This window comes from Microbacterium sp. MEJ108Y (assembly GCF_000834175.1).
Classification (GTDB): domain Bacteria; phylum Actinomycetota; class Actinomycetes; order Actinomycetales; family Microbacteriaceae; genus Microbacterium; species Microbacterium forte.
The window spans coordinates 1-21,106 of sequence record NZ_JXQX01000031.1 but is presented as its reverse complement, the minus strand read 5'-3'; the positions used below and the strand labels follow the sequence as shown (position 1 = coordinate 21,106).

Sequence of the window (21,106 nt, the reverse complement as noted above, 5' to 3'; positions counted from 1 at the left end):
GTGCGATGCGGGCGGCGCCGAGGAACGGTGGGCGGCGGCATCCCGAGTGCTGACGTGCATGCCGGCCTAGAGCGAGAGGTACGAGCGGAGCGTCGCGGCCTCGCCACGCAGCATCGTCGGATCATCACCGGGCACGAATTCGAGCAGTGCGTCTCTCGGGGGCGTGGGCGCGGACTGCGCCTCTCCGAAGAACCGGGTCCAGAGGGCATCACGTGCCCGCAGCGGCAGCCGGTCGTGGTCGGGCCACCACGAGAACACGTGCGCGGCGCTCACATGGTCTGCGATCGCGCGATACTCATCGAGCACCGCGTCGACCGCGGCACCGACAGTGGGCTGCCAGTAGGTGCTGAGCGTGGGCCTCGCGACCTCCTCGAGCACTCGGAGTGTCGTCGGCGCGGTATCGGCGAGCGTGCCCGAATGGAACTCGAGCGCGAGGGACATGCCCCGCGCGCTCGCCTCGTCGACCGCATCCTGCAGTCGGGCGATCGTCGCCGCCCAGTCCTGCGGTGCGGCCTCGTCGGATCCGGTCGACCCCGCCCAGACGCGCACGCGGTCGACGCCGAGAGCCTCGGCGGTGTCGAGCACCGGAGTGACCGCCTCGTCGGCACCGGCGCGGAAGTATGAGCCGTACGAGCAGCACACCAGCCCGGCATCCGTCGTCAGCCTCGCCGCCCTCGCCGCCTGCTCGACGTCCCCGGCCGGCACGTGCGTGTCGGCACCCCACTCGATGACCTCGAGTCGCGCCTCGGCTGCGAGCTCGACGACGCGTTCGACGCTCAGCGACGCGAAGGTCACCGAGCAGAGTCCTGGCCGGATCGTTGTCATGGGTTCATCCTCTCAACGGTCTGCGTCGGTGTCTCGGGGGTTGCGCCCGGCGGCTCTCTTCGTGTCAGCCCGCGGCACCGCCTGCAGGATCGAGGCACGGATGCAGGACCGGAATCGTGTTCCAGCCCGGCATCCGTGCCCTGGTCCTGCACGTGGGACCCCGACCGGTGCCGATCCGGGCCGCCGTCCGAAGAGCCCTCTGCCGCCTGCAGGATCGAGGCACGGATGCAGGACGAGAAGCCGTGTTCCGTCCCGGCATCCGTGCCCTGGCCCTGCACGTGGCTCGCCTGTCGCACTCAAGCGACCCGCCTTCGGCGATCGAGTCCGGACGTCAGCGCAGGTGCGGCGAGACCGCGGCACCGAAGGTCTCGGCCGTGCGCCGCACGACGTTCTCGGGAGCATCCGACCAGACGTCGGCGTTGAAGATCTCGACCTCGATATCGCGGTCGTAGCCCGTCTCGATCACGGCGCGGGTGAGCGCACCGAAGTCGATCACGCCGTCGCCGGTGTAGTGCCGCGACAGCAGCACGTCGGCGGCGAGCGGGGTCTTCCAGTCGCACACCTGGTAGGTCGCGATGCGGCCCTCTCGACCGGCGCGCGCGATCTGCTCGAGCACCTGCGGATCCCACCAGATGTGGAACGTGTCGACTGCTGCGCCCACGACATCGGCGTCGAAGTCGGCGGCGATGTCGAGCGCCTGGCCGAGCGTCGAGACGACAGCGCGATCGGAGGCGTACATCGGATGCAGCGGCTCGATCGCCAGCGTCACGCCCGCCGCCTTCGCGTCGGAGGCGAGCACGCCGATCGCGTCGCGCACACGTTCGCGCGCGCCGATCAGATCGCGGGAACCGGCGGGCAGCCCGCCGGCGACGAGCACGAGCACGGCCGTCGATCCGTCGGCACCGGCCGCGGCGAGGGTTGCGGTCTCTTCGATCGCGCGGCGGTTGTCGTCGAGTGCCGCGACGCGCTCCGGCCCCTCGGGAAGGGTGAAGAACCCGCCGCGGCAGTGCGTCGTGAATCGCAGCCCCGAGTCCTCGAGCATGCGGGCGGCGACGTCGAGCCCGACCTCGTTCACGGGCTCGCGCCACAGACCGATCGCCTGGATGCCGGCATCCGCCGTCACCCGCAGCGCCGTCGCGAGGTCGGCGTGCTTGATGGTCGCCTGATTGATCGACAGGCGCGGATCGACGATCATGCATCCACCCCGTTCAGGCGCAGCATCCCGTGCCAGCGCTCGCGCGCGAGTTCGGGCTTCTCCAATGCGAGCGAGGCGTTGGCCAGCTCGACGATGCGGCTGAGGTGCGGAAGGCTCCGCGCCGAGTGCAGACCGCCGACCATCTGGAACGCGGGCTGATGCCCGTTGAGCCAGGAGAGGAAGGCGACACCGGTCTTGTAATAGAACGTCGGCGCCGCGAATACCTGACGGCTCAGTTCTTCGGTCGGTCCGAGGATCTCGAGGTAGCGGGCAGGGTCTCCGGCATCCAGCGCCTGGATCGCTGCGGACGCCACCGGGGTGATCGCCGCGAACGCGCCGAGCAGCGCATCGGAGTGGGTGCGTTTCGTCTCGGTGCTTCGCTCCTCGCTCGACGACCGGGTGGTGTCGCCGCCGATCAGGCCGACGTAGTTGAAGTCGTCGCCCGTGAACATGCGCACGCCCTGCGGAAGCTGCTCACGAACCGAGATCTCGGACTCGGCGTTCAGCAGGCTCATCTTCACGCCCGCGACCCTGTCGGGCTGCTCCCCGATGATGTCGAGCAGCACAGCGGATGCCGTCTGCCAGTCGTCCGCGCCGAAGTAGCCGGCGAGCTCGGGATCGAAGGCCGTGCCGAGCCAGTGCAGCACGACCGGAACCGTGGCCGACGAGAGCACTTCGCGGTAGACGCGACGGTAGTCGTCGGCGCTCTCCGCGACGCGGGCCAGGTGGCGCGAGGCCATGAGCACGGGGCCCGCGCCCTGCTCCTCGGTGAAGTGCAGCTGCTCCTTGTAGGCATCGATCACCTGGTCGAGCGTGATGTGCGACTCGGCGACGTGATCGGTGTTGACGCCGACCACGACGGAGCCACCCTCCTCGCGGGCGACCTCGGCGCTGCGTGCGATGAGCTCGCGCGTCGCCGCGGCATCCAGGCCCATGTTGCGCTGCGCGGTGTCCATGGCATCGGCGACTCCGAGTCCCCACGAATACACGTTGCGGCGGAACGCGAGCGTCGAATCCCAATCGATGTCGGCGGGCTGCCCCGGGGTGTTGTCGGCGTGCACCTTGGGCACGACGTGGGCTGCGGCGTAAGCGACGCGGCTCTGCAGCGGCGAGGACGGTCGCGAGTACTCGCCGCCCTCGCGCAGCTCGGCATCCGTCACCGCGCCCGCGGCATCGAGAAGTCGGAGAGTGCTCATGCTCAGCCCAGCGTCAGCGGCTCGAGCGCGACCTTGCGGCCCTCGGCGCTGGAGGTCAGACCGGCCTCGGCGAACTGCACGCCGCGAGCACCCGAAAGCAGGTCGAAGGGGTACTTCGTGCCCTCGACGAACGAGACCAGGTACTCCTCCCACTGCTGACGGAAGCCGTTGAGGAAGATGTCGTTCGTGGGCACCTGCTGCCAGTCGGCGTCGTAGTCATGACTGTCTTCGAGGTCGGGGTTCCACACCGGCTTCGGCGTCGCGTTGCGCGGCTGGATCTTCGCGCCGAAGAGTCCGACCACGGCGGATCCGTGGGTGCCGTCGACCTGGAACTCGACGAGCTCATCGCGGTTCACGCGCACCGTCCAGCTCGAGTTGATCTCGGCGATGATGCCGCCCTCGATCTCGAAGATGCCGTATGCCGCGTCTTCGGCGGTGGCGGTGTAGTGCTCGCCGTTCTCGTCCCAGCGGTCGGCGATGTGCACGGCGGCCTGCGCGTAGACGCTCTTGACCTCGCCGAACAGGTTCTCGAGCACGTAGTTCCAGTGCGGGAACATGTCGACGATGATGCCGCCGCCGTCTTCGGTGCGGTAGTTCCAGCTGGGGCGCTGCGCGGGCTGCCAATCGCCCTCGAACACCCAGTAGCCGAACTCGCCTCGCACCGACAGGATGCGGCCGAAGAAGCCCGAGTCGATCAGGCGCTTGAGCTTCTGCAGGCCGGGCAGGTAGAGCTTGTCGTGCACGACGCCGGTCTTGACGCCCGCCTCATCGGCGAGACGCGCGAGCTCGAGAGCCTCGTCCAGCGACTCCGCGGTGGGCTTCTCGGTGTAGATGGCCTTGCCTGCCGCGATCGCCTTGCGAAGGGCGGAGGCACGGGCCTTGGTCACGAGGAAGTCGGCGTAGATCTCCCACTTCGGGTCGGCGAGGGCCGCGTCGAGGTCGGTCGTGTAGTCCTCGATGCCGTGCTTGGCGGCGAGCTCGGCGAGCTTGGCCTCATTGCGGCCGACGAGCAGCGGCTTCACCGTGATGCGGGATCCGTCGGGCAGCTCGATGCCGCCCTCTTCGCGGATCGCGAGGATCGACCGCACGAGGTGCTGCCGGTAGCCCATGCGTCCCGAGACGCCGTTCATGATGATCCCGATCTCGCGGGTTGTCGTCTGCGACATTGCTGGTCCGTTCTCTTCTTTCAGATCCCGCATCCTCTGCGGGGAAAACCCTGTGTGCGATCCGGCGCGGGTAAGCGCTTTCCGTCAGCATGCCACGCTAGAGGCTTATGCGCAAGCAGTGGGGAAAACGCTCTCCTTTACTTCTGCGAGGGGTCTCGCTGGGCGGGGCCGGGTGCAGAGGTCAATTCCGCATCCGAACCGGCCTGTTCGGGTGCTTTTTTGACCCCGCACCGTGCGCCAGATGCGTTTTCGACCCCGCACCGTGCGCCGGGTGCGATCTCTGGCCCCACACCGTGCGCCGGGCGCGCCTCTGACCCCGCAGGGCGAGACGGGCGGCTGCCCGCGTGAAGAACCGAGCGCCTCAGCGGGTGCTGGCGCGGTCGATCAGAAGAGTCGGGACGACAGCGGATGCCGCGACGCCCGGCGTGCCCTCGATCTCTGCGACGAGCAGACCCACGGCGCGCTGCGCGAGCGCCGTGAAGTCCTGGCGGATCGTCGTCAGCGGAGGCCGGTAGTTCGCGGCATCCGGCACGTCGTCGAACCCGACGACGCCGACGTCTTCGGGAACCCGCCGCCCCGCCTCGGCGAAGGCCCGCAGCAGCCCGAGCGCCATCTGGTCGTTGGCGCAGAAGACGGCGGATGCTGCGCGCAACGCCTCCCCGGCGACGAAACCGGCCTCGGCCGTCCAGTCGCCGCGGACGACGGGCGCGGGCTCGATGCCCGCGTCCGCGAGAGCCTGCCTCCACCCGCGCTCGCGTTCCGCCGCGGCGAACGACCCGGAAGGCCCGGCGAGATGGTGCACGGTCTCGTGACCGAGGCTCAACAGATGGGCAGTCGCTGCGGCGGCGCCCCCGACGTGGTCACTGTGCACGACGGCGAGCTCGGCTGACGCCGGCGCATCGACCACGACCAGTCGCAGACCGGGCGGGCGTTGGGCTTCGGGAACGAGAGCGGACGCCTCGTTCAGCACGATCGCCCCGTCGACCTCCTGCTCGGCGAGCCGCTCGAAGGCGTCGGCGACGCTGTCGCCCGCCGTCACGAGGGTGAGCGCATAACCGCGTTCCGCCGCTGCCTCGGCGGTGGCCTGCAGCATCCGCGAGTTGCCGACCGTCGCGAGAGTGGTGACGACGAGCCCGATGGTCTGCGAGCGGCCGGTGCGCAGCGCCCTCGCGGCGCGATGCGGGCGATAACCGAGCTCGGCCATCGCCGTCTCGACACGTTCACGGGTGGCGGGGTCGACGCGGGGGCTGTCGTTGACGACGCGCGAGACGGTCTGACCCGAGACGCCGGCGCGAGAGGCGACCATCGCCATCGACACCCGACCCGATGCGGGGCGGCTGCGACGCGGCCGGTCGCCGCTGAGCGCGAGGTCGTCGTTCATCGGCATCCTCCACCCATCACTCGGTCCGTCTCCGTCAAAGTCCGTCCACAACTCTTGGAATGTTGACGTTACCACGGCGATGTGCGTACCATGTTTACGTGAACACGCACGAATCTCCTGAGTTGCGAACCGAGACTCTCTCAGCCGGAATCATCAAACGGGCCACCACGCTCGCCGACGGACGCGAGCTGATCTACTTCGACGACCCCGACACGACGCTCGGAGCCGAGCGCGCGGTCGACGCACGCACCCTCGATGCCCGCGGCGAGACCGCCACGATGCGCCTCGACGTGCTGACGGGCGACTGGATCACCGTCGCCGCGAACCGGCAGAACCGCGTGATGATGCCGAGCGCCGACGCCGACCCGCTCGCTCCACAGTCGCCGACCAACCCGTCTGAGGTGCCGTCGCTCTACGACGTCGCCGTGTTCGAGAACCGCTCGCCCGCGTTCGGCCCTGCCCTGGCCGAGGCCACCGGCACCGCCCCCGCAGCGAGCAACCCTCCGCGCGGACTCGACGACCTCAGCGCTCTGGGCCTCGGCCGCACCCGCACGTCGGTCGGACGCTGCGAGGTCGTCTGCTTCAGCCCCGAGCACACCGGATCGTTCGGCACGCAGTCGGTCACGCGCGCCCGCACCGTGATCGAGGCCTGGGCCGACCGCACCGCAGCGCTCTCCCAGCTCCCGGGAATCCAGCAGATCTTCCCGTTCGAGAACCGCGGCGAGGCCATCGGGGTCACGCTCCCCCACCCCCACGGCCAGATCTACGCGTACCCCTACGTGACGCCGCGCACCACGCGGCTGCTCGACTCGATCGACCGCACCGCTCCCGACCTGTTCCAGCACATCCTCGAGTCCGAGCAGGCGTCCGAGCGCGTCGTGTTCCGCGGAGAGCACTGGACGGCCTTCGTGCCCTTCGCCGCCCGCTGGCCTCTCGAGGTGCACCTGATGCCGCACCGCCACGTGCCCGATTTCGCCGAGACGACGGATGCCGAGCGCGACGAGCTCGCCCCCCTCTACCTGCGTCTGCTCCGTGGCGTCGACGCGCTCTACGACACCCCGACCCCGTACATCGCCGCCTGGCACCAGGCTCCCGTGAACGTCGGTCGCGACAGCGTGCGGCTGCATCTGCAGCTGACCAGCCCCCGCCGGGCCGCCGACAAGCTCAAGTTCCTCGCCGGCTCCGAGGCCGCGATGTGGGCCTGGGCCGCCGAGGTCACCCCCGAACAGGGCGCCGCCCGCATCCGCGAGGCCATCGCGAAGGCAGACGCCGCCCACGCATCCGCAGAAAACGCAGACACCGCAGACGAGGCATCCGCATGACCACCACCATCGAGGCCGCGACGGCGCTCTTCACCGACCTCACCGGCCGCGCCCCCGACGGTGTCTGGTCGGCGCCGGGACGAGTGAACCTGATCGGCGAGCACACCGACTACAACGACGGCTTCGTGCTGCCGTTCGCGATCCCGCACCGCACCTACGCGGCCGTCGGGATCCGTGACGACGGCCTCGGCCGTGTGCGCGTCGCATCGACCTTCGCCGATGCACCGGTCGAGGTCTCCCTCGACGAGCTCGACGAGCTGTTCCCCACCCCGTCCGGGACCGCCCCCGGTGTGCCCGAATGGGCCGCATACCCGCTCGGCGTCGCCTGGGCGCTCCGTCAGGCGGGTGCGGACGGCCGCGGTCTCGACATCGCGATCACCTCCGACGTCCCGGTCGGCGCAGGACTCTCGTCGTCCGCCGCGATCGAGAGCGCCACGGCATCCGCCCTGAACGACCTCTGGGCCGCCGGACTCGACCGCACCGCCCTCGCGCGCGTCGGCCGTCGAGCCGAGAACGAGGCAGTCGGCGCTCCGACCGGCATCATGGACCAGATGGCCTCGATGCTCGGCGAGCCGGACGCGGCGATCTTCCTCGACTGCCGCTCGCTCGACGCGAACCTCGTGCAGGTCGGCATCGCCGAGGCCGGCCTCGCGATCCTCGTGATGGACACCCGCGTCAAGCACGCCCACTCCACCGGCGGCTACGGCGAGCGCCGCGCCGCCTGTGAGCGCGGCGCCGCGATCATGGGCGTGCCGAGCCTGCGCGACGTCTCGGTCGACGACCTGGCCCGCGCCGAAGAGCTCATGGACGACGTGACCTTCCGTCGAGTGCGCCACGTGGTCACCGAGAACCAGCGCGTGCTCGACACTGTGAAGGTGCTGCGCGAAGAGGGCCCCCGCTCCATCGGCGACCTGCTCGTGGCCTCTCATGCCTCGATGCGCGACGACTTCGAGATCTCGGTGCCCGAGCTCGACACGGCGGTCGAGGCCGCCCTCGCCGCCGGTGCCATCGGCGCTCGGATGACCGGCGGTGGGTTCGGCGGAGCCGCGATCGCGCTCATCGAGCAGGATGCCGTGCAGCAGGTGACGGATGCCGTGAACGCTGCGTTCGCCGCCTCCGGGTTCACGGCCCCCGTGATCTTCACCGTCACCCCGTCGGCCGGAGCGCGCCGCGACGCCTGACCGGAGTCAGGGTCCGCTGGTCGCGACCTGAGATACTGAACACTTCCCCACCCTGAGGAGCACAATGTCCTGGATCGTGACCGGCGGCGCCGGCTACATCGGCTCGCACGTCGTTCGCGCACTGTCGGATGCGGGGCTGACGCCCGTCATCCTCGACGACCTCTCGAGTGGCGTCGCATCGTTCGTGCCCGAGGGCGTGGCCTTCGTGCAGGGCAGCATCCTCGACCGCGAGCTCGTCGAGAAGACCCTCCGAGACCACCACGCCGAGGGCGTCATCCACGTCGCCGGATACAAGTACGCCGGGGTGTCGGTGCAGCGTCCGCTGCACACCTACGCGCAGAACGTCGAAGGCACCCGCGTGATCCTCGAGGCGATGGAGGCCGCGGGCGTCACCAACATCGTGTTCTCGTCGTCGGCCGCCGTGTTCGGCACCCCCGATGTGGCGCTCGTCGTCGAAGACACCGCCAAGAAGCCGGCCAGCCCCTACGGCGAGTCGAAGCTGATCGGTGAATGGCTGCTGCGCGATCAGGCGATCGCGACCGCCGAGTCCGACAAGCCGCTGCGACACACGTCGCTGCGCTACTTCAACGTCGTCGGCTCCGCAGACCCGACCGTCTACGACGTGAGCCCGCACAACCTGTTCCCGATCGTGTTCGAGAAGCTCATCGCGGGAGAGACCCCGCGCATCAACGGCGACGACTACGACACCGAAGACGGCACCAACGTGCGCGACTACGTGCACGTCGGCGACATCGCGGCGGCCCACGTCGCCGCGGCCCAGCGCCTCGCCACCGGCGCGCCGATCGAAGCGGCCTACAACCTCGGTTCGGGCGACGGCCTCAGCGTGAAGCAGATCATGGATGCCGTCGCACGCGTCACCGGCATCGACTTCACCCCCGAGATCGGCCCCCGTCGCCCCGGCGACCCCGACCGCATCGTCGCGACCGGCGAGCTCGCCGCGCGCGACCTCGACTGGAAGATGCGGTACACGGTCGACGAGATGGTGCGGACGGGGTGGGAAGCGCGTCGGGCCGCGTCCTGACGTCAGAGGTCTCGGGAGCGGATCGGGTAGAGCCAGAAGCACAGCCACGCGAGGGCGGCGAAGACGAGCGGAACCACTGCGACCATCACGCGGATGCCGCCATCGACCGCCTCGGGCTGCGCATCGCCCAGCGACGCATCGAAGCCTGACGCCGTCAGCACGGCCGCCGCGACGACGGCCTGCAGCACGACCGAGCCGCGCACCACGAAGCCGTTCACGCCGAAGTAGGCGCCCTCTCGTCGATGACCGGTGCGGGTGGCGTCCTCGTCGATGATCTGTGCGAGCACGACCTCGAGCAGCTGCAGCAGGCCGCCGACACCGACACCCACCGCGACGCCGACCAGAGCCGCGGCCGGCACGGTCGACGGCAGCAGGTAGCCGAGCATGGCGATGCCGAACACCGCGACGCTCCACAGCAGCGCCGCGCGGGGTGAGGTGCGGCGCACGACCGCGCTCCACAGCACGATCGACGGGATGGCGGTCACGAAGATCGCACCCAGCAGCAGGCTGGCCTCGCCCTCGGCGGCGCCCAGCGAATACCTCACGTAGAACGGCAGAGCGGCGAGGATCACGGCGATCGATGTCTGGATGAACAACGAGCCGAGCACGTAGGGGACGAACGCCCGATTCGCGAACGTGTACTTCAGCTGGTCGCGCCACCGCATCGCCTCGGACGCCGCCTCCGGCACCCGGCGCTCGATCATGCCGCCGACGAACGACCACACCAGCAGCACGAGGCAGACGGTCGAGAGCACGATCGCCATGCCCGGCCAGCCGATCGACCCGTACAGTGCAGGGGCGCCCGCGGTGCCGAGCACCATTCCGAGGATCGCGAAGATCTGGCGCGGCACGTTGCCCCGCGCGCGCTCGTCGGTCGTGCGAAAGATCTCGGGGAACAGCGCCGAGATGTTCAGCACCACCACCACGAACGCGATGTCGTACACCGCCACGACGACGAGGAACCACACGATCAGCCCGGCGGTCGGCAGCTCCGGGGGCATCCACACCAGCGCGAAGGCGATCACGAGCGGCACGATGCCGAGACCGATCCACGGAATGCGGCGGCCCCACGGTGTGCGGATGCGGTCGGACAGCGCGCCCACGACGGGGTTCAGCACCGCATTCAGGATGCCGTGCGCGATCATCGCCGCGGCGACCCACCCCGGTGCGAGTCCGAGGTGGGTGACGTAGAAGTAGACGACGAAAGCCGAGAACGTCTGCGCCATGAGCTGCGTGGGAAACCCTGATGCGCCGAACGCGATCGCCTGCGCTCTGGTGGGAGCGCCGTCGAGTCGACGATCACGCAGCCGCGTCGCCATCGAGGTCATGCGCGCCGGCTCCGCTGCAGATCGCGCAGGTCGCGCCAGCCGAGTCGTACGAGTCCTTCGTCGGCGAACGCCTGCAGCACAGCGGGGTCGGAGAGCAGGCGAAGCTCGTGTCCGCGCTTGGCGGCGGCGAAGTCGACGACGGCCCGCAGCTCGTCGTCGTCGACCATCGGATGCAGGTAGATCTCGGTCACCCCGGCCGGAACAGCGCGCAGCAGGGCGATGAAGCCGTCGCGGACCTGCTCATAGGATTCGCCGGGCACCTCTTCGAACGGGTGGCTCCACAGCCGATCGATGATCTCGACCCCCAGGGCGTCGGCTGCGGCCGATGCCTCCGCGAGCTTCGCCTGCAGCGCGGGGTCGTCGTCCGTGCCCTCCATGCTGCGCGGCAGCCGGAAAGGCAGTCCGTTGCGGGCGGCGAGCTCGAAGACCGGACCGAGGAAGTCCCGCCCGGTGAGCAGACCGTAGACCGATCCCATGTGGTTGTCGAGGTGGGTCACGTCGACCCCGGCATCCAGCGCCGCCTGCAGCTGCGCGGCGATCTCGGCGGTGACGTCATCGACCGTCGCGAGCTCTTCGATGGCCAGGACGTCGGCGGGAAAGTACCCCGCTCCGTCGACGAGGGTGCTGGCGGCGCCCGTGAGCGGTCGCCAGCGGTAGTCCGTCCACTCGCTCGTGAGCACGAGGTGCACGCCGACGTCGAGGTCGGTGCGCGAGGCCGCGAATGCCATCGCCTCCGGCGCCCAGGCGCACGGCACCATCAGGGTCGTCGAGTCGACATGGCCTGCGTCCAGCAGCTGGGTGATCGCCGTGTTGGCCGCGTGGCACATGCCGAAGTCGTCCGCATTGATGATCACGGCCCTGGCTCCGGGTGCGAGTCCGAGGCGATCCGCGAGGTCCGAGGTCATCTTCGGCTCCTGTCCGAGGCGGGGAGCAGCCGGGCGAAGACCGATGCCCGAAGCGCGGATGCCGCCTCGCCGACCGCGCCGACCAGGGGCGCTTCCGGACCGAACGACGAGACGACGAGTGTGAGCGGCAGCTGCGGGGCGAGCTCTTCCGCGAACTCGGCTGCTGCACGGGCGAGCGCCGGGTGCGCGGCCGTGCCGCTGAGCAGGAAGGCCTCCGGGTCGAGCACGAGCGCGATGCTGCCGGCGATCAGGGTGAGCCTGCGCCCCATCTCGGCGGTCATGGCGAGCGCGGCCGCATCGCCGGCCCACGCCGCGTCGAGGTGCTGGTCGATCGTCTCGTCGGGGTCGCGTCCGTGGGCGAGCGCGAGATCGCGCACGACGGCGTCGCCGAGCACCGGAGCGCCGATCGGCAGCGGGCTCTGCGGCAGATACATGACCTCGCCGGCGACACCCGAGAATCCACGGTGCAGGGACCCGTCGATGACGATCCCGGCTCCGAGACCGTCGTCGAGGAGCAGCAGCGCGAAGCTGCTGAGCCCTGCGCCGGTGCCCTCCGAGAGCTCGGCGAGCGCCGCGAGGTTGACGTCGTTCTCGACCCGCACCGGGCATCCGAGCCGCTCGGCAAGCCCGTTCTTGAACGCGCCGCCGTCGGGACCCTGGTCGTCGCGGATGCCTCCGTCGGCGGTGACGATGCCGGGGATGCCGACGACAGCGAGCAGCAGCGGCCCGTTCACCGTGCGGCGACACGCGTCGACCAGCCCGGCGATGTGCTGCACCCGGTCGCCGCGCGGCGGGAATGCGGCGTGAGTCTCTGCTCGCACTGCCCCTGCGGGGTCGACCAGGGCGACATGAGCGGCGTGGGCGTCGACGTGCACGGCTGCGGCGAACCCGAGCTGCGGATGCAGTGCGACGCGCCCCGCTGCGGGTCCGCGCGTGTCACGATCGACCCCGGCCGCGGCCACCGCTGACGATGCCTCGAGCATTCGCAGCACCTGCGTCACCGCCGTGCGCGACAGACCTGTCTCGGCGACGAGTTCCGCGCGCGTGAGCGGGCCCCGGCGCGCGAGCGTCTCGAGGATCGCGCGGCCGTTGAGCGTTCGAAGCAGGGTCTGGGGCCCCGCGAGTGGTCGTGCCAAGATGATCCCCCCGGATTCGACGTGCGCCCAGCTTGACACATCGCGTCATACGTGTCGAGGAATCAGAACCCCGATCCTCAGTCGAGCGCTGACATCACGTGCTTGACGCGCGTGTAGTCGTCGAAGCCGTACTGCGAGAGGTCCTTGCCGTAGCCGGAGTGCTTGAACCCGCCGTGCGGCATGTCGGAGACGAACGGGATGTGCGTGTTGATCCACACGCAGCCGAAGTCGAGGTCGCGTGAAAAGCGCATCGCACGGGCATGATCGGTCGTCCACACCGATGAGGCCAGTGCGTAGGGCACGTCGTTGGCCATCTCGAGCGCCCGCTCGTCGGTGTCGAATGCCTGCACGGTCAGCACCGGGCCGAAGATCTCGCCCTGCACGGCCTCGTCGTCCTGGTGCAGACCCGAGACGATCGTCGCTTCGAAGAAGTAGCCCTTCTCACCCTGACGCTCCCCGCCGGTCTCGATCTTCGCGTGCGCGGGCAGCCGGTCGACGAAGCCCTGCACCTGGGCGAGTTGGGCCGCGCTGCTGAGCGGGCCATAGAGCACACCCTCCTCGTGGGGGCCGCCCGTGCGCGCATCCGTCTTCGCCTTCTCGACCAGCGCCGCGGCGAACTCGTCGTGCACCGACGAGTGCACGAGCACGCGGGTCGCGGCCGTGCAGTCCTGCCCGGCGTTGAAGAATGCTCCGGCGACGATGCCGGACGCCGCCTTGTCGAGGTTCGCATCGGGGAACACGATCGCGGGCGCCTTGCCGCCGAGCTCGAGGTGCACCCGCTTGACGTCGTTCGCCGCCGAGCGCGCGACGGCCATGCCCGCACGCACGGAGCCGGTGATCGCGACCATCTGCGGGGTCGGGTGCTCGACGAGCGCCACCCCTGTGTCGCGGTCGCCGAGCACGACGTTGAGCGTGCCGGCCGGTGTGTGCAGCGCCACGATCTCGGCGAGCAGCAGCGTGGTCAGCGGCGTCGACTCTGCGGGCTTCAGCACGACGGTGTTGCCTGCGGCGAGCGCGGGGGCGATCTTCCACACCGCCATGTTGAGTGGATAGTTCCAGGGGGTCACCTGACCGATCACGCCGATCGGCTCGCGGCGCACGAACGAGGTGTGTCCGGCGAGGTACTCCCCCGCCGCCCGCCCCTCGAGGCTGCGCGCAGCACCGGCGAAGAACCGCAGCTGGTCGATCGACTGCAGGATCTCGTCGGTCACGAGGCTCGCCCGGGGCTTGCCGGTGTCCTTCGACTCGAGGTCGGCGAACTCCTCGGCACGCGCCTGCATCTCGTCGGCGATGCGGAACAGCGCGAGCTGGCGGTCGGCCGGGGTCGTGTCGCGCCAGAGCGGGAAGGCAGCGGATGCCGCGGCGTACGCGGCATCGACGTCAGAGGCGTCCGAGACCGGCAGCTCGCCATACGTCTCCTCGGTGACGGGATCGATGAGCGGCATCCGCCCCTGTCCGTTCACGGGAACGTACTGCCCGCCGATGAAGTTCTGAAGGAGTTCTGTGGCCATGGTCGCCATGCTAGCGATCCGACTGCGAATACAGAAGAGCCTGCTGGCCTGAACGACGGAATCAGTTGCCAGAAGGCGGCGAAAATGTCAATATCGACACATGAGCGCCACAGCGAAGCAGCCCGTGCTGGATGACATCTCGAAGCGGATCGTCGAGCTGCTGCAAGAGGACGGGCGACGGCCCTACGCCGAGATCGGCCGAGAGGTGGGGCTCAGCGAGGCGGCGGCGCGCCAGCGCGTGCAGCGGATGACCGAGGCAGGCATCATCCAGATCGTCGCGGTGACCGACCCTATGCAGCTCGGCTTCAACCGCATGTCGATGATCGGCATCCGAGTGACGGGCGACCCCCGACTCATCGCCGAGGAGCTGACGAAGATCACCGAGCTCGCCTACGTCGTCGTGACTCTGGGCACCTTCGACATCCTCGTCGAGGCCGTGTGTGAGAGCGACAGCCACCTGCTCGACCTGATCGCCACCCGCATCCGCACGATCCCCGGCATCACCCACACCGAAAGTCTGCTCTACGCCGGGCTCTACAAAGACCTCTACAACTGGGGCACGCGCTGAGGCGCGGCTCCGAGAACGGGACTGATCATGGGAACCACGGTCTTCGAACGTCGCCGCCCCGCGGATGCCGTGATCGACGCCTCGCTGCGCGACACGGCTCTCAGCGTGTTCTGGCTCGACGACGTCGAGCGTGTCTCGCACCCCGCCCTGGCCGGGAGCATCACGGCCGACCTCGCGATCGTCGGCGGCGGCTACGCCGGACTCTGGACCGCCGTGCGCGCCAAGGAGCGCGACCCGCAGCGACGTGTCGTGCTGCTCGAGGCGTCGCGCATCGCGTGGGCGGCATCCGGCCGCAACGGCGGGTTCTGCGAGGCGAGCCTCACGCACGGGCATGAGAACGGCGTCACCCGCTGGCCCGACGAGATCGATCGCCTCGAAGAACTCGGCCTCGAGAACCTCGACGGCATCGAGGCGACCGTGAAGCGCTATGGCATGGACGTCGACTTCGAGCGCACCGGCCAGCTGGCCGTGGCCGTCGAGCCGCACCAGGTGGAGTGGCTGCGCGAGGAGGAGGGATTCCTCGACCGCGAGGCCGTGCAGGCCGAGGTGCACTCCGACACATTCCTCGCCGGAGCGTGGGAACGCGACGCGTGCGCGCTCGTGCATCCCGCGAAGCTCGGTCTCGAACTGGCCCGTGTCGCGATCGAGCTCGGGGTCGAGATCTACGAGCACTCGCTCGTGCGCGAGGTGATCGGCGACGGGTCGAGCGCGATCACGCTCGTGACCCGCGACGGCGGACGGGTGCGAGCGGATGCCGTGGCACTCGCCACCAACGTCTTCCCCTCGCTGCTCAAGCGCAACCGCCTGATGACCGTTCCCGTCTACGACTACGTGCTGATGACCGAGCCGCTGACCGACGAGCAGCTCGCCTCGATCGGATGGGCGAACCGTCAGGGCCTGGCCGACAGCGCCAACCAGTTCCACTACTACCGGCTCACGGCCGACAACCGCATCCTGTTCGGCGGATACGACGCGGTCTACCACTTCGGCGGCAAGGTGCGTCCCGAATACGAGGACCGTGCCGAGAGCCACCGCAAGCTCGCCTCACACTTCTTCACGACGTTCCCGCAGCTCGAGGGCCTGCGCTTCACTCACCGCTGGGCGGGGGCGATCGACTCGTCGAGCCGCTTCTGCGCGTTCTTCGGCACCGCCCGCAAGGGTCGGGTCGCGTATGCGACCGGCTTCACCGGCCTCGGCGTCGGCGCCGCCCGCTTCGCCGCCGACGTCATGCTCGACAAGCTGACCGGCGAGCCGACCGAGCGCACCGAGCTCGCGATGGTGCGCGAGAAGCCGATCCCGTTCCCGCCCGAGCCCGTCGCCTCGATCGGCGTCAACCTCGTGCGCGCCGCGATGGACCAGGCCGACCACAACGAGGGCAAGCGCAACCTGTTCCTCAAGACGCTGGACGCCGTCGGCATGGGGTTCGACTCGTGAGCGAGCTCGCATCGGGAACCGGAGTGGATGCCGCGGCGCTGCCGCTCGCGCACTCGCCGTTGCCGTCGGACGAGGTGCTGATCGGCCGGCCGACCTCCGCCACGCACCCGCTGGCGACCCTCGGCGAGGTCGAGGTCGGCATCTGGGAGATGACGCCGGGCACGGCATCCGACACCGAGGCCGACGAGGTGTTCGTCGTGCTCTCAGGTCACGCTCGCATCGAGTTCGTCGAACCGGCGCTGCCTGCGATCGAGGTCGACCCCGGGTCGGTCGTGCGACTGTCCGAGGGCCAGCGCACCGTGTGGACGGTCACCGAGACGCTCCGCAAGATCTACATCGCCTGAGGGGTGCCGGTATCGCCGCGAATGCGGGGATCGCCGTGCAGGCGGCGTCAGGCTTCCGGTGCTGAGCCGCTGCCGCCGTCCGAACCGAGGACGATACCGAGTCGGTCGGCGACAGCACGCGCCTGCTTCTCCGCGTCGTCTGCTGTGCGCTCGAGGCCGGGCAGGTCTTCCGGACGGAAGTACCAGGTCGATCGGTCTCCCGGGGAGACGTATCGTTCCTCGTCGGTGAGCTGCGCGTCGGCGCGGGCCTTTCGGAGGTCGGCGTCGGCACGGTCCCGCTCGTCGAGCACCTGCGACGCGAGCTCGATGTCCCGGGCGGTCAGGTCCGCCGGGGCCCCAGCCACCACGAGGGGATGGATCAGCACCGACGGCAAGGGCTTCGGGGTGAGGGCGGTCGGTCGCGCGCGCGAGGCGATGACTGCGGTCACCACGGCACCCAGGACGAACAGCAGCCCGACGGCGATGGCCGCGTCTCGAAACGGCAGTCGGAGCGACGCGATCACCACGCCGGCCACGACCGCGAGCAGGAGACCGCCGGCGATCGGGACGAGACACCCGATCGCATCGCTCCTGCCGCGGGCGACGCGCGCTCGCCGGTGGCTCTCGATGATCGCCGACGCGTCAGCCGCGCTGTCCGGCGGCACGAGGTGCAGCTGGTCCGGGCGCGTCCGGATCGCCGCGGCGTCGACGGCCGGCAGGCGGAAGCAATCCGGACGGTCGGAGGAGATCGGCACCGAACCATCCTCTCGTGTCGGGGCCCGCAGCGGCCCCCGACGTCGAACGTCAGAGGGCGGCGAGCAGCGTCTCGACGGCCCGGCGCACCCGGGCGGTGCGGACCTCGTCGGGGTTGAAGTCGCCCATGAAGACGTTGCCGAGCGCGGCTGAGAGCGTGCCGTCGGCGACGAGCTCGCATGTCGCCGCATCCGCCTTCGGGTACTCAGCGGCGGCGAGCTCGGCGAGGGTGGTGCGCGTGTGGCCATAGGCCTCGGTGAGCACCTCGGCGATCGGCGGGTTGGTACGCGAGAGCTCGACGAACCCGAGGACGACGGCGTTCTCGGTGTCTGATCGGGTGAACTCCTCGCCGAACAGATAGTCGAGCGCGTCGGTGAACGTCACCAGCGTCGACGGCAGGATCGTCAGGGTGCCCGTCTCGTCGGCGAACACGTGCCGGGCGGTGTCGGCGAGCAGCTGATCACGATTGCCGACGAAGTGGCGCACGTGTCCGCGCGACATCCCGGCGGCTTCCGCGATGCGGTCGAGCGACGTGCCGGCGATGCCGTGCTCCGCCACGGTCTGCAACGTGGCCTCGATGATCTGGTCGCGGCGTTCTGCGGCCACGGTCGGACGTGCCATCGGTCCCCCTCTTTCCCTGCATCAGCAGGATACATAGATGTTACAAGTTTTTAGTCTAGTCAGACTTGACTATTAACTGCGCCGGACTTACGTTGTGATTCATCGAGCACCGCGGTCTCCCCGGCGCCGAGGTCCAGAAGGAGAGTCATGACCAGCTTCATCCGCATTCCCGCGGCTCCCGAGAGCGATCTGGCACGCCCCGCCCGCGTCCGGATGCGTGACGGAGTGCTGCTCGCGGCCGACATCTATCTCCCCACTGACGACGGCGATGCGGCCGGCGACACCATCCTCATCCGCCTGCCCTACGACAAGAGCGGCAGCTACACCTACATCCCGCTGATCGCCGAATACCTGATGGCGCACGGGTACCGCGTGGTCGCGCAGGACGTGCGGGGCAAGTTCCGCTCCGAGGGCGAGGCGCTGCTCTTCGTCAACGAGGTGCGAGACGGTGAGGACACCCTCGACTGGATCGTGCAGCAGCCCTGGTCGAACGGCCGCGTGGCGATGTGGGGAGACAGCTACTACGGCTACACGCAGTGGGCGGCAGCCGCCAGCGGCCACCCCGCCCTCAAGGCGATCGCACCCCGCGTCACCGGCACCGGCCTGGGCGAGCCCGTGCATCGCGCACCCGGCGAGCGCACCTCGAACGTCGAATGGACGATCACCTACCTGTATCCGGTCAGCCACTTCCACGGCAACGACACCTACATGTGGGAGCCCGATTGGACGCGACGCGACTTCGCAGCTCAGGTCGAGGAGTTCCTCGCCGACGCGGGCGAGCGATCGATCTCGTACGACCAGTGGTACCCGCGCCCAGTGCACCTGCCCCGCTTCCCCCTCGGATCCCCCTTCGCCGCGCGCTCGGTTCCCGCGCTGCACACGATCGGCTGGTGGGACAACTGCTCGCCCCTGTCGTGGTCCGACGTCGCGGACATCACGAAGAACCCGGCGTGGGCCGCACACCACCACCTGCGCATCGAGTCGATCGATCACGAGGGCTACGAACTGCTGAGCGACCCCGCAGACCGCGTCGCAGAACGCACCGACGAGCAGATTCGCGCCCTGCTCCCCCGCACCCTCGACCCGACGCTCGAGTTCTTCGAGGTGTACGTGCGTGGCAACGGCTCCCCCGCCGACATCCCCGCCGTGCGTTGGAACCTCGCGGGCACCGAAGAAGAGCGGACGGATGCGGCGTGGCCGCCCGCCGGCATCCGCTCCGTCGCGCTGCAGGCGACCGCCGAGGGAGGACTGGCACAGGATGCCGCGGCGCAGCCGACCGAGCTGACGTGGACCCACGACCCCGATGACCTCGTGCCGTCGAGCGCCGAGGATGCGTTCTCGTTCCTGCTCGAACTCCCCGACGAGGCGCCGATCGGCGCACGCGACGACGTGCTCGTCTTCACCTCCGCTCCGGTCGCGGCCGATGTCGACCTCGCGGGCCCCGTGACCGCCACCGCGACCGTCCGCTCCGACGGCCCCGTGATGGATCTGTTCGTCCGGCTGCTCGATCTCGCACCCGACGGCACCGCACTGCGCATCGCCCGCGGGCAGCGTCAGGTCGCCGATGCCACAGAACCTGCGGCCCTCGACCTCGACCTGGGCCAGGTCGGCTACCGGCTGCGCGCCGGACACAGCCTTCGGGTGCACGTGTCGAGCAGCGACTACCCCGAGTTCGTGCCGCAGACCGGCACGGGCGCCGACCCCTGGGCCTGGGGGCCGACGGCGACCAACCTGCAGCACCTCACGATCGGTGGATCCGACGGCCTCACGATCCACCTTCCCGTCCTGGATGGAGAACTGTCATGACCACGCCTTCCCCTCAGCCCGAACCGATCCTCGAGTACGCCTTCGAGATCCGCGTCGACGTCGACACCGACATCCACCTCGGCCGCGGCCCGCACGAAGTGCTCGCCTTCACACCGATCACCGGCGGCACCGTCGACGGCCCGCTGCTGCAGGGCTCGGTCATCGCGGGCGGCGGCGACTGGTCGGTCGAGCGCGACGGCACCTTCCAGCTCGAAGCGCGCTACCTGCTGCGGGCATCGGACGGATCGGCGATCGACATCCTCAACCGCGGCTACTACCGCGAAGAGGCCGATGGCACGTCGTACTTCCGCACCGCCCCCGTGTTCCAGACCGACGCCCCGGCGCACAGCTGGTTGAGCCGGAATCAGTTCATCGGCCTCGCCCGAGACGAGGACGAGCAGATCTGCATCCGCGTCTACGTAGTCAGATGAGCCGCACCACCTGAATCACCCGCACCACCCGCTCCACCAGCACTGCCTGCACCATCTACTCCACCAGCACTGCCTGCACCATCTACTCCCGGCGGGGTCGACGACGCCCCCGCTGCACGCACCTGAGAGGACCCGACATGACCCGCACCACCCGACGCCGGTTCACCGTCGCCGCCGCCCTGGCGACAGCGACCGTTCTCGTCGCCACCGCCTGCGCGCCGCGCACCGGCACGACCGACTCCTCCCCTGATGAGATCGACGCCTCGTCGCTCGTCACCGCTCTGCCCGCAGCCACCACCGCCGTCGACGAGGTGACCTGGGCGGTCGTCGAGGGCGAGCCGCAGACGCTCGACCCCTCGTCATCGGCCAACATCATCATCCCCAACCTCTGCGACAGCCTGCTCACGGTCGAACCCGACTTCACCCTCGAAGCGGGCATCGCCGAGAAGGCGGAGTGGGTCGATCCGGTGACCTTCGAGATCACCGTGCGCGATGGCGTCACCTTCTGGGACGGCACCCCGGTCACCGCCGCAGACGTGGCCTACAGCCTCGAGCGCAACCGCACCCCCGCGTCGCAGTGGTACGCGGCCTTCGCTCTGATCGAGAGCGTCGAGACTGCGGGCGACGACACGGTCGTCGTGCACTTCACCGCACCCGACACGACGTTCCGCGACGCTCTCGGCGGCGGGGGCGGCGCGGTGATGAGCAAGGCCTTCGGCGACACCGTCGGTCAAGACCTCGGCACCTCCGGCGGCGGCCTGATGTGCGCCGGTCCGTACCAGCTCGACGAGTGGAAGCCCGGAACCGAGATCTCGGTCACCGCCAACCCCGACTACTGGAACGGCACCCCGCTCACCGAGCGCATCCGCTTCGTCTTCGTCACCGATGGCGCGACCCTCACCTCGGCTCTCACGGCCGGCGAGATCGACGGCGCCTTCAACGTGCCCCCGGGGTCGCGCCAGAGTTTTGAAGCAGAAGACAG

20 protein-coding genes are annotated in these 21,106 nt (G+C 69.6%); 9 read left to right on the top strand and 11 right to left on the bottom strand.

What is annotated here, in order from left to right:
- Positions 1-66: 66 nt before the first annotated feature.
- The 5 genes from RU09_RS13990 to RU09_RS13970 form a co-directional block, all read right to left on the bottom strand.
- On the bottom strand, positions 67-825 hold the full coding sequence (locus RU09_RS13990; RefSeq protein ID WP_052492989.1) for a sugar phosphate isomerase/epimerase family protein: 759 nt from the start codon (positions 823-825) through the stop codon (positions 67-69).
- 331 nt (positions 826-1,156) lie between these two features.
- Positions 1,157-2,020 (bottom strand): sugar phosphate isomerase/epimerase family protein, encoded by an 864-nt coding sequence (locus tag RU09_RS13985; RefSeq protein ID WP_042541483.1) that lies wholly within the window; start codon positions 2,018-2,020, stop codon positions 1,157-1,159.
- A complete protein-coding gene (locus RU09_RS13980) occupies positions 2,017-3,216 on the bottom strand; it encodes a dihydrodipicolinate synthase family protein (protein ID WP_042541482.1) in 1,200 nt (399 codons plus the stop codon). Before RU09_RS13980 ends, RU09_RS13985 begins: the two co-directional genes overlap by 4 nt.
- 2 nt (positions 3,217-3,218) lie before the next feature.
- Positions 3,219-4,382, bottom strand: a complete 1,164-nt coding sequence (locus tag RU09_RS13975) for a Gfo/Idh/MocA family protein (protein ID WP_042541481.1) — start codon at positions 4,380-4,382, stop codon at positions 3,219-3,221.
- Positions 4,383-4,743: 361 nt separating this feature from the next.
- Positions 4,744-5,694, bottom strand: coding sequence for a LacI family DNA-binding transcriptional regulator (locus RU09_RS13970; protein ID WP_042541493.1), 951 nt, complete (start codon positions 5,692-5,694; stop codon positions 4,744-4,746).
- A 167-nt stretch (positions 5,695-5,861) separates the two neighbouring features.
- Here RU09_RS13970 and galT point away from each other — a divergent pair, with 167 nt between their 5' ends.
- The 3 genes from galT (at position 5,862) to galE (ending at position 9,308) form a co-directional block, all read left to right on the top strand.
- On the top strand, positions 5,862-7,085 hold the full coding sequence (gene galT, locus RU09_RS13965; RefSeq protein ID WP_042541480.1) for a galactose-1-phosphate uridylyltransferase: 1,224 nt from the start codon (positions 5,862-5,864) through the stop codon (positions 7,083-7,085).
- Positions 7,082-8,266 (top strand): galactokinase, encoded by a 1,185-nt coding sequence (gene galK, locus RU09_RS13960; protein ID WP_042541479.1) that lies wholly within the window; start codon positions 7,082-7,084, stop codon positions 8,264-8,266. The genes galT and galK overlap by 4 nt, the downstream gene beginning before the upstream one ends.
- 64 nt (positions 8,267-8,330) lie before the next feature.
- Positions 8,331-9,308, top strand: coding sequence for a UDP-glucose 4-epimerase GalE (galE, locus tag RU09_RS13955; RefSeq protein ID WP_042541478.1), 978 nt, complete (start codon positions 8,331-8,333; stop codon positions 9,306-9,308).
- A 2-nt stretch (positions 9,309-9,310) separates the two neighbouring features.
- Here the strand turns inward: galE and RU09_RS13950 are convergent, their stop codons facing one another.
- The 4 genes from RU09_RS13950 to RU09_RS13935 form a co-directional block, all read right to left on the bottom strand.
- Complete coding sequence (locus RU09_RS13950; RefSeq protein WP_042541477.1) at positions 9,311-10,636, bottom strand: MFS transporter; 1,326 nt, start codon at positions 10,634-10,636, stop codon at positions 9,311-9,313.
- Positions 10,633-11,541 (bottom strand): polysaccharide deacetylase family protein, encoded by a 909-nt coding sequence (locus RU09_RS13945; protein ID WP_042541476.1) that lies wholly within the window; start codon positions 11,539-11,541, stop codon positions 10,633-10,635. The genes RU09_RS13950 and RU09_RS13945 overlap by 4 nt, the downstream gene beginning before the upstream one ends.
- The gene (locus RU09_RS13940; protein WP_042541492.1) at positions 11,538-12,677 is read right to left on the bottom strand and encodes an ROK family transcriptional regulator; all 1,140 of its coding nucleotides are present in this window, start codon (positions 12,675-12,677) and stop codon (positions 11,538-11,540) included. Before RU09_RS13940 ends, RU09_RS13945 begins: the two co-directional genes overlap by 4 nt.
- A 77-nt stretch (positions 12,678-12,754) precedes the next feature.
- Positions 12,755-14,188 (bottom strand): gamma-aminobutyraldehyde dehydrogenase, encoded by a 1,434-nt coding sequence (locus RU09_RS13935; RefSeq protein ID WP_042541491.1) that lies wholly within the window; start codon positions 14,186-14,188, stop codon positions 12,755-12,757.
- A gap of 100 nt (positions 14,189-14,288) precedes the next feature.
- Between RU09_RS13935 and RU09_RS13930 the strand changes: the two genes are divergently transcribed.
- Genes RU09_RS13930 through RU09_RS13920 form a run of 3 tightly spaced genes read left to right on the top strand, consistent with a single transcriptional unit; the run spans position 14,289 to position 16,534 of the window.
- Positions 14,289-14,756, top strand: coding sequence for an Lrp/AsnC family transcriptional regulator (locus RU09_RS13930; RefSeq protein WP_042541475.1), 468 nt, complete (start codon positions 14,289-14,291; stop codon positions 14,754-14,756).
- Positions 14,757-14,783: 27 nt separating this feature from the next.
- Positions 14,784-16,190 (top strand): NAD(P)/FAD-dependent oxidoreductase, encoded by a 1,407-nt coding sequence (locus RU09_RS13925; protein WP_042541474.1) that lies wholly within the window; start codon positions 14,784-14,786, stop codon positions 16,188-16,190.
- On the top strand, positions 16,187-16,534 hold the full coding sequence (locus tag RU09_RS13920) for a cupin domain-containing protein (protein WP_042541473.1): 348 nt from the start codon (positions 16,187-16,189) through the stop codon (positions 16,532-16,534). Before RU09_RS13925 ends, RU09_RS13920 begins: the two co-directional genes overlap by 4 nt.
- A gap of 47 nt (positions 16,535-16,581) precedes the next feature.
- On the opposite strand, the gene RU09_RS13915 is transcribed toward RU09_RS13920, so the two are convergent.
- Positions 16,582-17,268, bottom strand: a complete 687-nt coding sequence (locus tag RU09_RS13915) for a hypothetical protein (RefSeq protein WP_042541472.1) — start codon at positions 17,266-17,268, stop codon at positions 16,582-16,584.
- 49 nt (positions 17,269-17,317) lie between these two features.
- Positions 17,318-17,887, bottom strand: a complete 570-nt coding sequence (locus RU09_RS13910) for a TetR/AcrR family transcriptional regulator (protein ID WP_042541471.1) — start codon at positions 17,885-17,887, stop codon at positions 17,318-17,320.
- A 147-nt stretch (positions 17,888-18,034) separates the two neighbouring features.
- On the opposite strand from RU09_RS13910, the gene RU09_RS13905 reads away from it, so the two are divergent.
- The 3 genes from RU09_RS13905 to RU09_RS13895 form a co-directional block, all read left to right on the top strand.
- A complete protein-coding gene (locus tag RU09_RS13905) occupies positions 18,035-19,693 on the top strand; it encodes a CocE/NonD family hydrolase (protein ID WP_042541470.1) in 1,659 nt (552 codons plus the stop codon).
- On the top strand, positions 19,690-20,124 hold the full coding sequence (locus tag RU09_RS13900) for a DUF3237 domain-containing protein (protein ID WP_042541469.1): 435 nt from the start codon (positions 19,690-19,692) through the stop codon (positions 20,122-20,124). Before RU09_RS13905 ends, RU09_RS13900 begins: the two co-directional genes overlap by 4 nt.
- Before the next feature lie 137 nt (positions 20,125-20,261).
- On the top strand, positions 20,262-21,106 hold an 845-nt coding region (locus tag RU09_RS13895), incomplete at its 3' end, for an ABC transporter substrate-binding protein (RefSeq protein ID WP_042541468.1).